Origin of the sequence: Corynebacterium lubricantis DSM 45231 (assembly GCF_000379425.1) — a bacterium.
Taxonomy (GTDB): Bacteria; Actinomycetota; Actinomycetes; order Mycobacteriales; family Mycobacteriaceae; genus Corynebacterium; species Corynebacterium lubricantis.
The window spans coordinates 150,070-165,298 of sequence record NZ_KB902235.1 but is presented as its reverse complement, the minus strand read 5'-3'; the positions used below and the strand labels follow the sequence as shown (position 1 = coordinate 165,298).

General features: G+C 59.7%; 16 protein-coding genes and 4 tRNA genes. 18 read left to right on the top strand and 2 right to left on the bottom strand.

Annotation, left to right across the window (positions count from 1 at the left end; genetic code table 11):
• Positions 1-321: 321 nt before the first annotated feature.
• Positions 322-663: a hypothetical protein gene (locus A37O_RS0112370; protein ID WP_018297819.1), complete on the top strand. Its 342-nt coding sequence runs from the start codon at positions 322-324 to the stop codon at positions 661-663.
• Positions 664-892: 229 nt separating this feature from the next.
• A complete protein-coding gene (locus A37O_RS15945) occupies positions 893-1,315 on the top strand; it encodes a DUF2231 domain-containing protein (protein WP_018297818.1) in 423 nt (140 codons plus the stop codon).
• Positions 1,316-1,884: 569 nt separating this feature from the next.
• On the opposite strand, the gene A37O_RS0112355 is transcribed toward A37O_RS15945, so the two are convergent.
• Positions 1,885-2,838 carry a 1,4-dihydroxy-2-naphthoyl-CoA synthase gene (locus tag A37O_RS0112355; protein ID WP_018297816.1) on the bottom strand — a complete coding sequence of 318 codons (954 nt, stop codon included), beginning with the start codon at positions 2,836-2,838 and terminating at the stop codon, positions 1,885-1,887.
• Positions 2,839-2,905: 67 nt separating this feature from the next.
• Here A37O_RS0112355 and A37O_RS0112350 point away from each other — a divergent pair, with 67 nt between their 5' ends.
• The 7 genes from A37O_RS0112350 (at position 2,906) to A37O_RS0112320 (ending at position 9,162) form a co-directional block, all read left to right on the top strand.
• Positions 2,906-3,496 (top strand): Type 1 glutamine amidotransferase-like domain-containing protein, encoded by a 591-nt coding sequence (locus A37O_RS0112350; RefSeq protein ID WP_026196350.1) that lies wholly within the window; start codon positions 2,906-2,908, stop codon positions 3,494-3,496.
• 9 nt (positions 3,497-3,505) lie between these two features.
• Positions 3,506-4,468 carry an o-succinylbenzoate synthase gene (locus A37O_RS0112345; RefSeq protein ID WP_018297814.1) on the top strand — a complete coding sequence of 321 codons (963 nt, stop codon included), beginning with the start codon at positions 3,506-3,508 and terminating at the stop codon, positions 4,466-4,468.
• A gap of 28 nt (positions 4,469-4,496) precedes the next feature.
• Entirely contained in the window at positions 4,497-5,102 is a 606-nt protein-coding gene (locus tag A37O_RS0112340) for a hypothetical protein (RefSeq protein ID WP_018297813.1), read from the top strand.
• A gap of 13 nt (positions 5,103-5,115) precedes the next feature.
• The gene (gene menD, locus A37O_RS0112335; protein ID WP_018297812.1) at positions 5,116-6,741 is read left to right on the top strand and encodes a 2-succinyl-5-enolpyruvyl-6-hydroxy-3-cyclohexene-1-carboxylic-acid synthase; all 1,626 of its coding nucleotides are present in this window, start codon (positions 5,116-5,118) and stop codon (positions 6,739-6,741) included.
• Complete coding sequence (locus A37O_RS0112330) at positions 6,741-7,175, top strand: DUF3592 domain-containing protein (protein ID WP_018297811.1); 435 nt, start codon at positions 6,741-6,743, stop codon at positions 7,173-7,175. The genes menD and A37O_RS0112330 overlap by 1 nt, the downstream gene beginning before the upstream one ends.
• Before the next feature lie 63 nt (positions 7,176-7,238).
• Complete coding sequence (locus A37O_RS0112325; protein WP_026196349.1) at positions 7,239-8,441, top strand: glycosyltransferase family 4 protein; 1,203 nt, start codon at positions 7,239-7,241, stop codon at positions 8,439-8,441.
• Positions 8,442-8,472: 31 nt separating this feature from the next.
• Positions 8,473-9,162 (top strand): demethylmenaquinone methyltransferase, encoded by a 690-nt coding sequence (locus A37O_RS0112320; protein WP_018297809.1) that lies wholly within the window; start codon positions 8,473-8,475, stop codon positions 9,160-9,162.
• Positions 9,163-9,178: 16 nt separating this feature from the next.
• On the opposite strand, the gene A37O_RS0112315 is transcribed toward A37O_RS0112320, so the two are convergent.
• A complete protein-coding gene (locus A37O_RS0112315) occupies positions 9,179-10,417 on the bottom strand; it encodes a geranylgeranyl reductase family protein (protein WP_033378172.1) in 1,239 nt (412 codons plus the stop codon).
• Between the two features lie 142 nt (positions 10,418-10,559).
• Here A37O_RS0112315 and A37O_RS0112310 point away from each other — a divergent pair, with 142 nt between their 5' ends.
• The 9 genes from A37O_RS0112310 to rplA all read left to right on the top strand — a co-directional run bounded on the left by A37O_RS0112310 (position 10,560) and on the right by rplA (position 15,156).
• A complete protein-coding gene (locus tag A37O_RS0112310; RefSeq protein WP_018297807.1) occupies positions 10,560-11,576 on the top strand; it encodes a polyprenyl synthetase family protein in 1,017 nt (338 codons plus the stop codon).
• A gap of 91 nt (positions 11,577-11,667) precedes the next feature.
• Positions 11,668-11,753 (top strand) — tRNA-Tyr (locus A37O_RS0112305).
• Positions 11,754-11,979: 226 nt separating this feature from the next.
• Positions 11,980-12,052 (top strand) — tRNA-Thr (locus A37O_RS0112300).
• A gap of 36 nt (positions 12,053-12,088) precedes the next feature.
• Positions 12,089-12,162, top strand: a tRNA-Met gene (locus tag A37O_RS0112295).
• Positions 12,163-12,236: 74 nt separating this feature from the next.
• Positions 12,237-12,312 (top strand) — tRNA-Trp (locus tag A37O_RS0112290).
• A gap of 23 nt (positions 12,313-12,335) precedes the next feature.
• Positions 12,336-12,659, top strand: coding sequence for a preprotein translocase subunit SecE (secE, locus tag A37O_RS0112285; RefSeq protein ID WP_018297806.1), 324 nt, complete (start codon positions 12,336-12,338; stop codon positions 12,657-12,659).
• A gap of 138 nt (positions 12,660-12,797) precedes the next feature.
• A complete protein-coding gene (gene nusG / locus A37O_RS0112280) occupies positions 12,798-13,733 on the top strand; it encodes a transcription termination/antitermination protein NusG (RefSeq protein WP_018297805.1) in 936 nt (311 codons plus the stop codon).
• Positions 13,734-13,941: 208 nt separating this feature from the next.
• Positions 13,942-14,370, top strand: coding sequence for a 50S ribosomal protein L11 (rplK, locus tag A37O_RS0112275; protein ID WP_018297804.1), 429 nt, complete (start codon positions 13,942-13,944; stop codon positions 14,368-14,370).
• 69 nt (positions 14,371-14,439) lie between these two features.
• Positions 14,440-15,156, top strand: a complete 717-nt coding sequence (gene rplA, locus A37O_RS0112270) for a 50S ribosomal protein L1 (RefSeq protein ID WP_018297803.1) — start codon at positions 14,440-14,442, stop codon at positions 15,154-15,156.
• Positions 15,157-15,229: the final 73 nt, after the last annotated feature.

Sequence of the window (15,229 nt, the reverse complement as noted above, 5' to 3'; positions counted from 1 at the left end):
TAGGTCGTCTGCCCCGCGCGAGCGGGGATGAGCCCGCTATTGGTGACCTCATCCGCCATATCGGTGAGTCTGCCCCGCGCGAGCGGGGATGAGCCCCGACCAGCATTAATCTTTAGGGTGCCGTGAATGTCTGCCCCGCGCGAGCGAGGATTAGCCCGACGAGATCACAGAATCACCCGCAGCAGAGCGGTCTGCCTCGCGCGAGCGGGGATGAGCCCTCGCCGCCCACTCCGGGAATTTGGTCTCTACGGCGCACCACCTAGAAATCACAGTCCACCTACTCGAGGTGTGACTATCTCACAGCAAAGTTAAGGAATTGTCTTGAAGAAAACCATTTGGCCCATCGTCGCCCTGGCACTCACCCTCACCGCATGCGGGGGAACAACCGATGACCACTCGATCAGCTCGCAGGAATGGTCCGGGCGCATGGCGTGCATTGCAGCATTTGACGAACAGAATGAGCAGACTAGTAACATGCCCGTGACGGCACACGCCCCTAACGCACTCTTCAAGACCAACGATGGCGGGACCACGGGCCACATGGAGTGGACGGTCACGGTGTATACGAGCGCTGGAATTCCGTGGGGACATGACGCTGAATGTGAAGCTGATTTGAGTGATGGTATGCCGGAGGTGACGTATATGTCTGTTTCGGTGGCGTAGTAAGTCTGCACCGCGTGAGCGAGAACAGGGTGACCAATCGTCCCCCTCCCCACCCCAAAAAACTAGGCCGTCCATCTCAATAGGATTGCCACAGCGAGTAAGTAGGCCATCAGTTTCCTGTGGTTTAGATACGGTTAAGCTGCGAGCGAACAACCACCTGGCGTTTATGCTGGTAAGGCTAGGCTTTCCAAGCTAGAAGCGCCTAGTAAACAGGCCTATTTTCAATCTTGTGAATTTCATTATTGGCGGGATACCCGCCCACCCATTATTTGTCCACGGCGCAGTTGTCCTGATTCCGCTGACCGGACTTCTTCTCATCGCCTGGACCTTCGTGCCGCGCTGGAAACAGTCATTTGCCATCCCAACTTTGCTCGGTGGCATCGTCAGCTTCGTGGTGCTCATCCTGACTCGCCAGTCGGGTGAGGCTCTGCCAAAGAATCCCGGAATTCACGAAACCTATGCAGGTGCCTTCACCATCGCAGTGTTCCTGATGGTCGTCGTAATTATTGCCTTGTTTTGGGCATATAAGAAGGGGGCGTGGACAACCGGTCTTGGGTGGACGCTGCGTATCCTGGCAGCCATCTTTGCAGTAGCTGTGCTTGTCACGTCGGTGCTCACCGGGCATTCCGGTGCGGCACTTGTGTGGCAGTAGCCTCCTATACAAAGGAAGTCGCCCTACACGGATTCAAAACATCCGGGTAGGGCGGATTTGTTTATCAGGGACTGCCAAAACCCACCCCGAAACGGGTTGCTGAGTAATAGGGAACATTGATACTTGGATAAATCATTTGTCAGTGTCATCAAGTAAGGAAGAGGTTTGCACTATGATCAGTTCGGTTTTACTTGTTTCTCTCGCATTCACGGTGGTGAGCATCATTGTTCAAACGATGTTTGCGCGACCGCTGGAACCGATGGAGACCACTGAGTTCGTCGAAAGCCTGTCCTCACTTGTTCAATCAGCGTTTTAGTAAGGGGTAGAAAACAATGGACTTTCTAATTTATTTCGTTCAAACGTTCATTTATGAAGTTGTCACATTGAGTCTTGCATTGAGCAGCTGGTCTATGTAGATAACTTTCATCAAATTCAACTGCACCAAGCTTGTTACCTCGGTGGTCACCAGACATTCCGGCGCAGCACTTTCGCGGCAGCAGCAAATGCAAAAGCCGCCCTACTCGGATCCAAAACATCCGGGTAGGGCGGCTTTTTCGCCCCCTAAACCCCTAGTAATAAAACGGGAACTGATCCCAGTTCGGATCGCGCTTCTCCAAGAAGGCTTCCTTGCCTTCCACGGCCTCGTCGGTCATGTACGCCAGGCGGGTTGCCTCGCCGGCGAAGACCTGCTGGCCCATCAGCCCGTCATCGGTGAGGTTGAAGGCAAACTTCAACATGCGCTGGGCGGTCGGGGACTTGCCGTTGATCTCGCGAGCGACCTGGATGGCTTCGGCCTCCAGATCGGCGTGGTCGGCAACTATGTTTACTGCGCCCATGCGATGCATTTCCTCGGCATCATACGAACGTCCCAGGAAGAAGATCTCGCGGGCAAATTTCTGGCCCACCATCTTCGCCAAGTAGGCGGAACCATAACCGGCATCGAAGGAGCCCACGTCGGCATCGGTCTGCTTGAAGCGCGCTTCCTGGCGCGAGGCGATGGTCAGGTCGCAGATCACGTGTAGCGAGTGGCCGCCGCCGGCTGCCCAGCCATTAACCACAGCAATGACAACCTTGGGCATGGTGCGAATCAGGCGTTGCACCTCAAGAATGTGCAGGCGTCCTCCCTCGGCTTTGGCGCGCGCGGTGTCCACGGTGGATTCGTCGGCAAGCGCATCATCGTGCTCGTGCGAGGTAGCGTACTGATACCCGGAACGACCGCGAATGCGCTGGTCACCGCCGGAACAAAAGGCCCAGCCACCGTCCTTCTCGCTTGGGCCGTTGCCGGTGAGCAAGATGACGCCAACGCTCGGGTCGCGGCGCGCGTGGTCGAGCGCGCGGTAGAGCTCGTCGACGGTGTGGGGACGGAAAGCGTTGCGCACCTCGGGGCGGTCGAAGGCGATGCGCACGGTGCCGTCCTTGCGCTCGGTGCCCACGTGGCGGTGGTAGGTGATATCGGTGAAATCGAAACCCTCTACCGTCTTCCATTGCGTGGGGTCGAAGGGCTGTTCCTTGGAATACGTCATGGGTTTGATTCTAGATGCCACGCTGTACCCGAAATGCCGAAGGCGCAAATCGCCTACCATCGGCACCATGAAACTCTTGCTCACTTCGTTTCTTCACCCCTATATTCCTGAATTCGTCTCCGGCAAGATTGCATACATCGACGATGCCACCCGTTCCTTCGCCGACCAGCCGTGGGTCGAGGTCGAGCGCAGGCAGTTGCGCGAGATGGGCCTCGAACTGATCAATCTCCCCATGGCCACCACCGACCCCAAAGACGCAGCGCGGATCCTCGACGAGGTCGATGGCGTCTACGTCGCCGGCGGCGAGACCTACGACCTGCTTTGGGCCCTGCGCAGCACCGGCAACTTCGAGGTGCTCAAGGAGAAGGTCGAGGCAGGCCTGCCATATATAGGCACAAGCGCGGGCTCGGTGCTGGCCGCGCCGGACATCGATTACGTCCGTCTGCTCGACAACGCCGACATCGCGCCCGAGCTCACTGACTACACGGGCCTGCACCTCACCGAGTATGCCGTCGTGCCGCACGTGGGCGACAATCCGCCGTTTACCCTGGACAAGTTCGCCGAGATCGTGCGTACCTACGGCGCGGATTACAAGCTGGTCCTGCTTCGCGACGGGGAAGTGCTACGCATCGAAGATGGCCGCACGGAACTGATCTAGGCTTTATCTATGGTTTCCGTCGACGAGATTTTAGAGCGCGCCCACGTAGTCAGTTTGCCCATGGCGGTGAAGTTCCGCGGGGTGCTTCGTCGTGAAGCAATGCTCATCGACGGCCCCGCCGGCTGGGGCGAATTCTCACCATTTGTCGAGTACGGGCCGCGCGAATCCGCCGCCTGGCTGCGCGCCGGGCTCGAGGCCGCCTTCGAGGGCTTGCCCGAGGCGCACGGATTCGTCGAGGTCAACGGCACAATCCCGGCAGTTGTGGCGGCCGAGGTCCCCGCGGTGTTGGAGCGCTACCCGGGGGTGCGCACCTTCAAGATCAAGGTGGCAGAGCAGGGACAATCGCTTGACGACGACGTAGCCCGCGTGGAAGCCGTGCGCGCGCTTCGCCCGGAAGCGGTGCTGCGCGTGGATGCGAACCGGGGCTGGAGCGTGGCCGAAGCAGTCGAGGCGGCGCGGCGCTTAGGTGAGCTGGAATATATCGAGCAGCCCTGTGCGACGGTGGAGGAGTTGGCGGAGGTGCGCGGGCTTGTGGATACGCCCATTGCTGCCGACGAATCCATCCGCAAGGTCGAGGACCCGTATCGGGTAGCTGAACTTGGTGCTGCCGATGTGGCTGTGGTGAAGGTCGCACCACTGGGCGGGGTGCGCCGCCTGATGCAGATCGGCCAGGATCTGGGGCTCTCGCTGACGGTGGCCTCGGCACTAGATACCGCGGTGGGAATCCATGCCGGGTTGGTGGCTGCGAAGCTGACTAATTCGCGCGCGGCTGGCCTGGCTACGCAGCGGTTATTCGTCGAAGATGTGGTGGAGCCCGCACCATTGGTTGATGGTGCCTTGGAGATTGTCCCAGTGTGCCCGGACCCGGAGCGACTGCATGAGCTGCGCGCTGCGCCTAGGCGCCGGGACTGGTGGTTCGAGCGGTTGCGTCAGACGTATGCACAGCTAGATTTTGGCGAGCGTACAGGTTAGCCGGAACTGGCTGGGTAAGGTACAAGCCATGAATGATCAGACTCGTCAATTTGGGGTGCCCGACAGGGACCCAGACCGCGACGGCACCCAGCGCGGTGGCGCGGGCCAGCAGCGCCCGCGCCAGCATTTTCCTGACCAGTCACAATCAGAAACGCGCTACCAATCGGCCTACCAGCCGGAATATGAAACCCGCTATGGCTCGCAGCAATCCAACGCGGGCTACGAGCCCTACGACGAGCCGTATCGCCCCGACGGCTACAACAGCAACTACGCCTACGATGAGGCACCCCGCAAGCAATCCGGTGGCCGCGGCCCGCTGATTCTCGGTATCTTGCTGGCCTTGGCCGTTCTCGCGGGCATCGTGTTGTTCTTCATGTGGCGCAGCGCCGCCGAGGAGGCGAACCAGCCGCCTCCAGCACCGGTGACCGTGACACAGACGCAGACGGAAACCACCACCGAGAACGCGCCGATCATTCCTACGGATATCCTTCCACGTGACGACCAGGGCAACCCGCAGCTGCCTAGCGACATTCCTACCGAGATTCCGCCGGAGGTCTCCAACGGTGCGCAGGATGCCCAGGCCTGGCTGGATGGCCTGCTCGGCGACATCGAGGGAGCACTCCAGGGACAGTAGTAAGCTTGTGCGCATGCCTGATTCGCAACCCACTTCCATGGACCTTGCCACCTACGTCGCCGGCACCCTCGCCCGCAACCTCACGGACGTAGTCATCAGTCCGGGTTCGCGGAACTCACCCTTAACCCTGGCGCTTTTAGCCAGGAAGGACCTGCGCGTGCATGTGCGTATCGACGAACGCAGCGCCGCCTTTACCGCACTCGGAATCGCGCGCGTCCAGCGCAGACACGTGGGTGTCGTGATGACCTCGGGTACCGCCGTAGCGAATGCGCTGCCCGCGGTCGTCGAGGCCCATATGTCGCACACCCCGCTGGCGATCATCAGCGCTGATCGCCCGGAGCGCCTGCTCGGCACCGGTGCCTCCCAAACCATCTGGCAAGAGGGCATCTTCGGCCGCTACGCCCAGACTCAGCAGATCACCTCGGTCGATGATCCGATCAGCTTTGCCGCTGACCAGGTCCACCTCAACGTCGCGTTGGATACCCCGCTGACTCCGCCAGCACTGCCCGAGTTGGTCGGTGAAGCGCGCCGGGTGGGCCCCGGCCGGCTTGATTCGCCGCCTAGCTTCATCGACCACGGCGAGGTCGAAGTCGACTTGAACAAGGACACCCTGGTCATCGCCGGTGACGAGGCGTGGGAGGTCCCGGGTCTCGAATACGTCCCCACCATTGCCGAACCCACCGCGTACACACCTTTCCACCAGGTGCACCCCCTGGCAGCGCAATTCTTCGCACAGTCGGAAGTAGCGGTCAGCCACGACGGCGGGGAATTCGCCGCCTCGACGAAGCCGGAACAGGTGATCGTCGTGGGCCATCCCACGCTCCATCGCGATGTCATGGCGCTGCTCGCAGATCCCCAAATCACCATCATTGGTTTGTCGCGCACCGACACGTTTACCGGCCAGCCTGATCTCCGCGGCTCGCGGGTGAAAGTCTCCGGACAATCCAGCGATCACTGGGTCAAGGTTTGTGAGGCCGCCGGCGAGGTCGGCGCAAACACCGTACGCGACGTGTTAGAGGACAAAAAGTTCGGTTTCACCGGGCTCCACGTCGCCGCCGCCGTGGCTGACACCTTAGCCGTGGGCGACACCTTCGTCGTCGGCTCGTCGAATCCCGTCCGCGATGCAAGCCTGGTCGGCTTGCCTTTCGACGGTGTCTCTACCTATTCCGCCCGCGGTGCCGCCGGCATCGACGGCACGATCTCCCAGGCAGTCGGCACCGCTATGGCCACGCAGTCGCTGCAGCCCGATGAGATTCGGGCACCGCGCACCATCGCACTGGTCGGGGATCTGACCTTCCTGCACGATGTCAACGGTCTGCTGATCGGCCCCGACGAACCGCGCCCGGGCAACCTGACCATCGTGGTGTCCAATGACAACGGGGGCGGTATTTTCGAGACTCTCGAGGTCGGCGCACCTGAGCTCCGGGGTTCTTTCGAGCGTGGATTCGGCACCGGCCACGACATCGATATGGAATCCCTCGCGGAGGCCTATGGTGTGGCATATCTTAAGGCGACCTCGTTGCAAGAACTGCTGGGCCACCTCATGGACGATGTCGAAGTCCCCGAGCCCATCACGATTATCGAGGCGGTCACCACCCGCGATACCCGCCGAGCTCTTGCGGAAAGCTTGAAGAAGTAGTGCTGCGTCGTAGGCTTCGCCAGCTGATCTTGGCGCTCTATGCAGCAGCCATGATTGGCGCTGTGGGCATGGTTGTGGGGCCTGCACTCAACGACTCCACAATCATGAGCGACCCGGGCCGGGGCATGGCCACGGTGACGGGAGTGACCTTCATGCGCACCGCAGTGGACTACCAAGACGAAGAGGGGCGCTATCACTCACCGCCCACCGGCCTGCTTTATCCCACAGGTCTTGGGGAAGGCCAACAAGTGTGGGTCACCTACGCCAAATCGAATCCAGATTTGGTTAAAGTAGAAGGGCGAAAGTGGACGCTTTCCATCATCCCTGCGCTGTCCGTGGCCGGAGTCTCAACACTCCTGGCGGTACTCGCGTGGTGGGGCGTGGATGCGTCCCGGCGGAAAAAGCGAGCAGAGCATGGGAAACATGAAAGATAAAGTTCATCTAACGTTACCCAGGGGTATAGAGCTCGTTGAACTTCATAGGAGATGATGGCACCCATGCGTGTCGGGATCGTTGCTGAATCTTTTCTCCCCAATATTAATGGGGTCACCAACTCAGTGCTCCGTGTGCTCGAGCACCTCAAGGCGCACGGACATGAAGCCCTCGTGGTTGCGCCTGGGGCGAGGGACCATAAAGAGGAAATCCCGGATTACTTGGGTTTCCCCATCGTTCGTGTTCCTACCGTAAAAATCCCGATGGTAGATTCTCTTCCCATTGGTGTGCCAACCCTGGCAGTGCGCGAGGCTCTCGCGGAGTTCAACCCCGATATTGTTCACCTTGCCAGCCCATTCGTGTTGGGCGGGGCTGGTGCCGTAGCTGCACGCCAGCTGCGCATCCCGGCAGTTGCGCTGTACCAAACCGATGTCGCGGGTTTTGCCACCAAGTACCACGCGCCGGGCCTGGGCACCGTGATCTGGGATTGGACGCGCACCCTGCACAATATGACGCAGATGACGCTGGCGCCTTCGTCGCTAGCTATTGCTGAACTCAAAGACCATGGCATTAAGAACGTGCGCCACTGGGGCAGGGGAGTAGATTCCGTGCTCTTCCATCCGGAGAAGCGCTCGGCTGAGCTGCGCCGCCAGTGGGATCCCACCGGCCGGAAGAAGATCGTCGGATTCGTCGGCCGCCTCGCGGCTGAAAAGGGTGTGGCGCGACTGAAAGTGCTGGATCAGCGCAGCGATATGCAGCTGGTCATTGTTGGTGCGGGGCCGGACCGGCAGATTCTTGAAGCGCAGCTGCCGGGAGCTATCTTTACCGGCGGTCTGCGCGGCGAGGAATTGGCGCGCGCCTATGCCAGCCTTGATCTCTTCGTGCACACCGGCGAGTTTGAAACGTTTTGCCAGGCAATCCAGGAAGCGCAGGCGTCCGGGGTTCCCACTATCGGCCCACGGGCTGGCGGCCCGGTGGACTTGATCCAAGATGGCTACAACGGTCAGCTGCTCGAGGTGTCCACCTTCGAGAAAGACCTGCCCGCAGCGGCAGAATGGCTGCTGCACGATACGCGTCACCGCGAGCTGAGCCTCAACGCGCGTGCATCGGTGGAAAACAAAACGTGGGGGGCCCTGGGTGATCAACTCCTGGGCTACTACGACGAGGTTCTCGAAGGCGCCTCTCGTGTCCCGCTGACCTACTTCGGTCAGATCCCTGAGCTGCCAACCTGGGCTGCGCGCGCTCTCGGAGCACGCCAGGCAGCGTAGCTAGGTCGGGCATCGGTTAGACTCGGTTTCTATGGCCAAGGCAGATTTAGACAAGAAACCCTTCGACGTTGCAGGAATGTTCGATGACGTGGGGAAAAACTACGACATCACCAACACGATTCTGTCCTTTGGCCAGGACCGATCCTGGCGTAAGCGCACCCGCGAGCGCCTCAACTTGAAGCCCGGCCAGAAGGTCCTTGACCTCGCTGCCGGCACCGCTGTCTCCACGGTGGAGCTGGCGAAGTCCGGCGCGTGGTGCGTCGCGTGTGATTTCTCACAGGGCATGCTTTCCGCGGGCAAGGACCGGGATGTGCCCAAGGTCGTCGGCGATGCGATGCAGCTGCCGTTTGCGGACAACACCTTCGACGCCGTCACCATCTCCTATGGCCTGCGCAATATCCATGATTACAAGCAAGGCCTGCGCGAAATGGCACGCGTGACCAAGCCAGGTGGCACGCTCGTGGTCAGTGAATTCTCCACCCCGATCGTGCCGGTATTTTCCACCGTGTACAAGGAATACCTGATGCGGGCGCTGCCGGCGATTGCCAAAGTGGTCTCCTCGAACGGCGAGGCCTATGAGTACCTCGCGGAGTCCATTCGCGCCTGGCCTGACCAGGAAGAACTGGCCGCCGAGATCAACGCTAACGGCTGGGAAGATTGTGGCTGGCAGAACCCGACGTTCGGCATTGTGGCCAACCACGCGGCCACCAAGCCGCGCTAAAACGCGCCGCTAAAAGTTACTGCACAGACCACAGTGGCGTGTCGTGGCGGATCTTGCTGACTACAGTTCCCGCCCCGCGCCAGGCGCGCGCGATGAGGTCACGGTCGTCGTCGGTAATGAGGTTGCCCATTAACCGTGCCGCTGCGGGCATGAGCACCGCACCCACAGGTCCACGCAGCGCGATCGGGCCAGCAAAGGGGAGGAACTGCGGGTAGGTCAGCAGCCTGGCCGCAGTACGCGCGAGCACAAACGCCTCGCCGTAGGCCTCGCGCAGTGCGAGAGGCCAGGTGAGTGTGAAATCTGTCTCTTCGCGCAGCAGGTCGACCGCCATGATCGCGGTTTCCAACCCATAATCAATGCCCTCGCCGTTCAGGGGATTCACGCAGGCAGCAGCGTCACCAATGAGCATCCAGTTGCCACCGGCGACGTTGGACACGGCACCGCCCATTGGCAGCATGGCCGAGGTGACGTGCTGCTCGTCGCCAAGCTGCCATTCCTCGCGCACAAAGCCTGCGTAGGCGGAGAGCAACTTCTTCGTGTTGATCTTCGCAGGGCGCTCCGCTGTGGAAAGCGCGCCGCAACCTAGGTTGACGTGGCCGTCACCGAGCGGGAAGATCCAGCCATAACCTGGCTGAACTTCCCCGCTCTCGTCGCGAAGCTCGACGTGCGAATGCATCCACGGCTCTTGGTCGAGCGGGGAGGTGCAATAGGAGCGGGCGGCGATGCCGTAGACCTCGTCGCGGTGCCACTGCCTGCCTAATAGCTTGCCGAAAGGGGAGCGCACGCCGTCTGCGACGATGACCCACTTGGGGCGTACTGTGCCCAGCGAGGTAGAAATCGCGGAGATTTTGCCACTCTCGAACTCAACATCGTTGGCTGAGCACCCCTGCCAGACCTCGGCTCCGGCGGCGCGTGCGGCGTCGACAAGCGCGGCATCAAAGGTGGTCCTGGGGCTTGCGCTGCCCTCGGTGCCGAAGTGTCCATCGGGCCACGGGGCCTCGACGGAACCGCCGTATCCGTGCAGCTTGAGGCCGTTATTGCGATACTTGGGCAGGACGTGGTCCACGCCTAGTTCCTTCAGCGAATGGACTGCCCTGGGGGTAAGTCCATCGCCGCAGGTTTTATCGCGGGGGAAGGTAGCAGCGTCGAGAAGCAGGGTGTCAATGCCGGCTCGCGCGGCGGCTAAGGCGGCCGCCGCTCCCGAAGGTCCGGCACCAACAATAACCAGTTCTCGTATTTCGCTCACTCGGTCTATTGTGCCAGAGGGTTTAAAATAACACCCTTGAGTGTGAGGTGTGAGTTCTCTGGACTACGGTGGAGTGCAATAATTGCCTACACTACTCACGTATCTTCAGCACGTAGCAAGCATCACGTAACAAAGCACAAGGACCGTATTGATGACTTTCGGCACTACCCCGTCTCCTCGCAACGTGTCGAGCGTGGATCTCGGCGACGCAGACCTCACATCGCGCATCAATGACGGTATGCAAAAGGTAGAAAAGCTGCTGGTGGACGAGCTCTCTGTCGGCTCGGAATTCGTGGCCGAGAAGGTCTTGCACCTGGCCAAGGCGGGCGGCAAGCGCTTCCGCCCGATGATGACCTTGCTGGCCAGTGAGTTCGGTGAGAGGCCGGGCTCCGACAACGTGGTCAAGGCGGCGACCGTCGTCGAGATGGTGCACCTAGCCACCTTGTATCACGACGATGTCATGGACGAGGCCGATATGCGCCGCGGAGTCGAATCGGCGAATTCGCGGTGGGGCAATTCGGTGGCGATTCTCGCCGGCGATATTTTGCTCTCGCACACCTCGCGTCTGATGAGTCAGCTGGACACCGATACCGTGCGCCACTTCTCCGAAACCTTCGGCAAGCTGGTGACGGGCCAGATGCGCGAAACCATTGGCCCAGAGGGCTCCGATCCCGTTGAGCATTACATGAAGGTGATCGAGGAGAAGACTGGCGTCCTGATCGCTTCTGCGGGCTATCTAGGCTCCAAGCACTCCGGCGCGCCGGACGAGTACGTCGACGCCCTCTACAACATCGGTGGAGCCATCGGGATCATCTTCCAGATCATCGACGACGTGATCGATATCTTCTCCGAGACAAAAGACTCCGGCAAGACCCCCGGCACCGACCTCAGGGAGGGTGTATTCACCCTGCCCGTGCTCTACGCCCTCGAGGACGACACAGAAGTCGGCGACGAGCTCCGCGGCCTACTGACAGGACCGCTTCACGACGACGCCGACGTGGAGCGTGCCTTAGCGCTCCTCGGGCAGACAGACGGCAAAGCACGCTCGATGGAAGTGGTGCGCCACTACATGAGCATTGTCGAGGACGAAATCACCCGTCTGCCGCAGATTCCTGCCACCGACGCGCTGCGGATGCTGGCGCGCTACACCATCGACCGGGTGGGATAACTCTCCCGCAAAAATATGCCTCGTGACCTGGCGATTTGTATAATGATGGGGAGGCTGTTGTAAGGTAGTCCTCGCACTTAAAAATGCGCTTGCCAGGTTGTCCGAGCGGCCAAAGGAAGCGGACTGTAAATCCGCCGGCTTATGCCTACAGAAGTTCGAATCTTCTACCTGGCACCAACCAAGACCCACTGCTTATGCAGTGGGTCTTTTTGTTGCGCTTAGCCTGGGTGTCGGGGTGGGCAATCGTCGTAAAGTGATATTGCTCTAAGCCGTAGTTTCATAACCATTGAAACTTGCGAAAAACCCGTACTGACCTGACGATTTGTGTTCTTAATGCATTGCGGGTTAATCTTTCTAAGGCTTCAACGGAGCGGGACAAACAAAGTCCCAAACTAGAGGCTGTGCCCCCTTAGCTCAGTCGGTAGAGCGTTTCCATGGTAAGGAAAAGGTCAGCAGTTCGATTCTGCTAGGGGGCTCTGTTGTTTGTCTGGTAGCTTTCAGGCGGGCATCATGGCGGTGTAGCTCAGCTGGTGAGAGCGCGCGACTCATAATCGCGAGGTCGAGAGTTCAAGTCTCTCCACCGCTACAGCTACCCAACGCGAATGGTCTTCCATTCATGGTAGGGTGGTGCGTACTGTTTCCTTGAGTAGCAGTACACCAAGGGGCGTAGTTCAATTGGTAGAGCAACGGTCTCCAAAACCGTAGGTTGCAGGTTCGAGTCCTGTCGCCCCTGCCAGAAGTTTTATCCAGAGGAGTCCCGTGAGCGAAGACGATCCAAAGGGCCAGGGTCCTGCCCAGCCAACCGGCAAACGTCAGCTGAGTGGTGCCAACACAACCTCCGCGTCGACCTATGAGTCGAAGAAGGTGGCCCGCACCGAGCAAGACTCCACTGAGAAGCTCGGCGGTGGCCTGGTGGCTTTCCCCGGTGAAGTCGTATCGGAGCTTCGTAAGGTCGTGTGGCCAACCGGACGCCAAATGGTCAACTACACCGTCATCGTGTTTGCCTTCCTGATCATCATGACAGCCATTGTGTGGGGCGTAGATGCCCTAGCAACACGTGGGGTCGAGGCTGTTCTCGGTTAAATCACAACTTAAAAGTCAGAATTGCACGGAGTATTTCCGCTTCGCTATACTGGCAATCATTAATAATCATCCCGTCTCCCAGCACCTTGGGCAGGCGGGATAATTCGTAGGTCAACCAAGAAAAGTAGGGATAGTTCCGTGAGCGAAGAGAACACCACCGAAGACAACGGCCAGGTCGATGCCGTAGCAGCAGACTTTGAAGCAGAAGTCGAAGCCGAGCTCGAAGCCGAGACCGACATGATCGAAGAAGGCGCACCCGTCGCCGAAGACACCGACCCTGAGGTTGAGGCTGAAGCAGAGGAGTCCGAGGTTGAGGCAGAGGAGCCTGAGGTTGAGGCCGACGCCGACGCCGCCGAGGACCTCGACCCTGAGGCAGCCGCAGCCGCAGCCCTGGGCGACACCGAAGCCTCCGACGAGGACGCGGAGTACCGCCGTCGTCTGCGCGAATACACCCGCGAGCTGAAGAAGCAGCCTGGCCAGTGGTACATCATCCAGACCTACGCTGGATACGAAAACAAGGTCAAGACCAACCTGGACATGCGTATTGTCACCCTTGAAGTGGAAGATTCCATCTTCGACGTGGTCGTGCCTATCGAGCAGGTCATCGAGCTCAAGGACGGCAAGCGCAAGACTGTCAAGCGCAAGCTGCTGCCAGGCTACGTGCTGGTGCGCATGGAAATGAACGACGCGGCATGGTCCGTGGTCCGCGAGACCCCAGGCGTGACATCGTTCGTGGGCAACGAGGGCAACGCAACGTCGGTCAAGCACCGCGACGTGGCCAAGTTCCTCCTGCCAAAGGACACACCAGTCGAGGGCGAGACCGCAGCGAAGTCTGCAGCCGACGAAGAGGGCTCGACCGTTGTGGCCATGCCGGAAGACGAGTCCAAGCCAAAGGTTTCTCACGACTTCCAGGTCGGCGAGGCGGTCACCATCCTGTCTGGTGCACTGGCTTCCGTGTCCGCAACGATCAACTCCATCGATCCCGAGACCGGCAAGATTCAGGCGCTGGTGTCCATCTTTGGTCGCGAAACCCCAGTCGAGCTCACGGCTGATCAGGTGGAGCGCATCAACTAAGCCAGCAGCTCATTCTGAAGCGAAGCTTCAAGCGCAGCAGGGCGTTTTGGTGAATCGCCTGCTCCCGCGTAAAATCAACGTCCGCGTGTGTTCACCACACGCGGATTCGTTTTTGTACTCCCCGGTGGCTGGCGTCTTTTCGCTGGCATCCGGTAGGCAGCGTTATTCATCGTGGCGCTGACCCATATCAAGGAATTGAGGTAATCCGATGGCAAAGAAGAAGGTAACCGGTCTGATCAAGCTTCAGATCGAAGCAGGCCAGGCAAACCCAGCACCTCCAGTTGGCCCAGCACTTGGTGCACACGGCGTCAACATCATGGAGTTCACCAAGGCTTACAACGCAGCGACCGAGTCTATGCGTGGCAACGTGGTCCCAGTTGAGATCACCGTCTACGAAGACCGCTCTTTCGACTTCATCCTGAAGTCCCCACCAGCTGCGAAGCTTCTGCTGAAGGCTGCTGGCCTGAAGAAGGGCTCCGGCGTTCCTCACACCGATAAGGTCGGCACCGTGACCTGGGATCAGTGCAAGGAAATCGCAGAGACCAAGAAGAACGACCTCAACGCTCGTGACATCGAGGCTGGCGCAGCGATCATCGCTGGTACCGCTCGCTCCATGGGCATCGTCGTCGAAAAGTAAATTTCATCACCGTGGTAGGGCCAGGCCTGGCCCGCACACCACAATTCCACTTAACTAAAGGAACCCAACATGGCACAGAAGAAGTCCAAGGCATTCCGCGAAGCGGCCGCCAAGATTGACTCCACCAAGCAGTACCACCCACTCGATGCTCTGGAGCTTGTGAAGGAAACCTCTTCCAAGAACTACGACGCATCCGTTGACGTTGCAATGCGTCTCTCCGTTGACCCACGTAAGGCTGACCAGCTGGTTCGCGGCACTGTCTCCCTGCCTAACGGCACCGGCAAGACCGTCCGCGTTGCAGTTTTCGCTGAGGGCGAGAAGGCTACCGCTGCTGAGGCTGCAGGCGCTGACATCGTCGGCACCGACGTCCTGATCGAGCAGATTAACGCTGGCAACATCGAGTTCGACGTTGCAATTGCTACCCCAGATCAGATGGCAAAGGTCGGCCGCGTTGCGCGTGTCCTCGGCCCTCGTGGTCTGATGCCTAACCCTAAGACCGGCACCGTCACCCCAGACGTTGCTAAGGCTATCGAAGAGGTTAAGGGCGGCAAGATCTCCTTCCGCGTTGACAAGGCTTCCAACCTGCACGCAATGATCGGCAAGTCCTCCTTCACCCCTGAGCAGCTCGCTCAGAACTACGGCGCACTTCTCGACGAGATCCTGCGTCTGAAGCCATCTTCTGCAAAGGGCATCTACCTGAAGAAGATCACCGTATCTTCCACCAGTGGTCCAGGCGTCCCAGTGGACACCTCCGTTCAGAAGAACTACGCAGACAAGACTGCTTAAGTCTTTCACGCGTCATAGTTAGCCCGTACTGCTTTAAGCAGTGCGGGTTTTCTTCTTTCTTCGAAGTGAACCA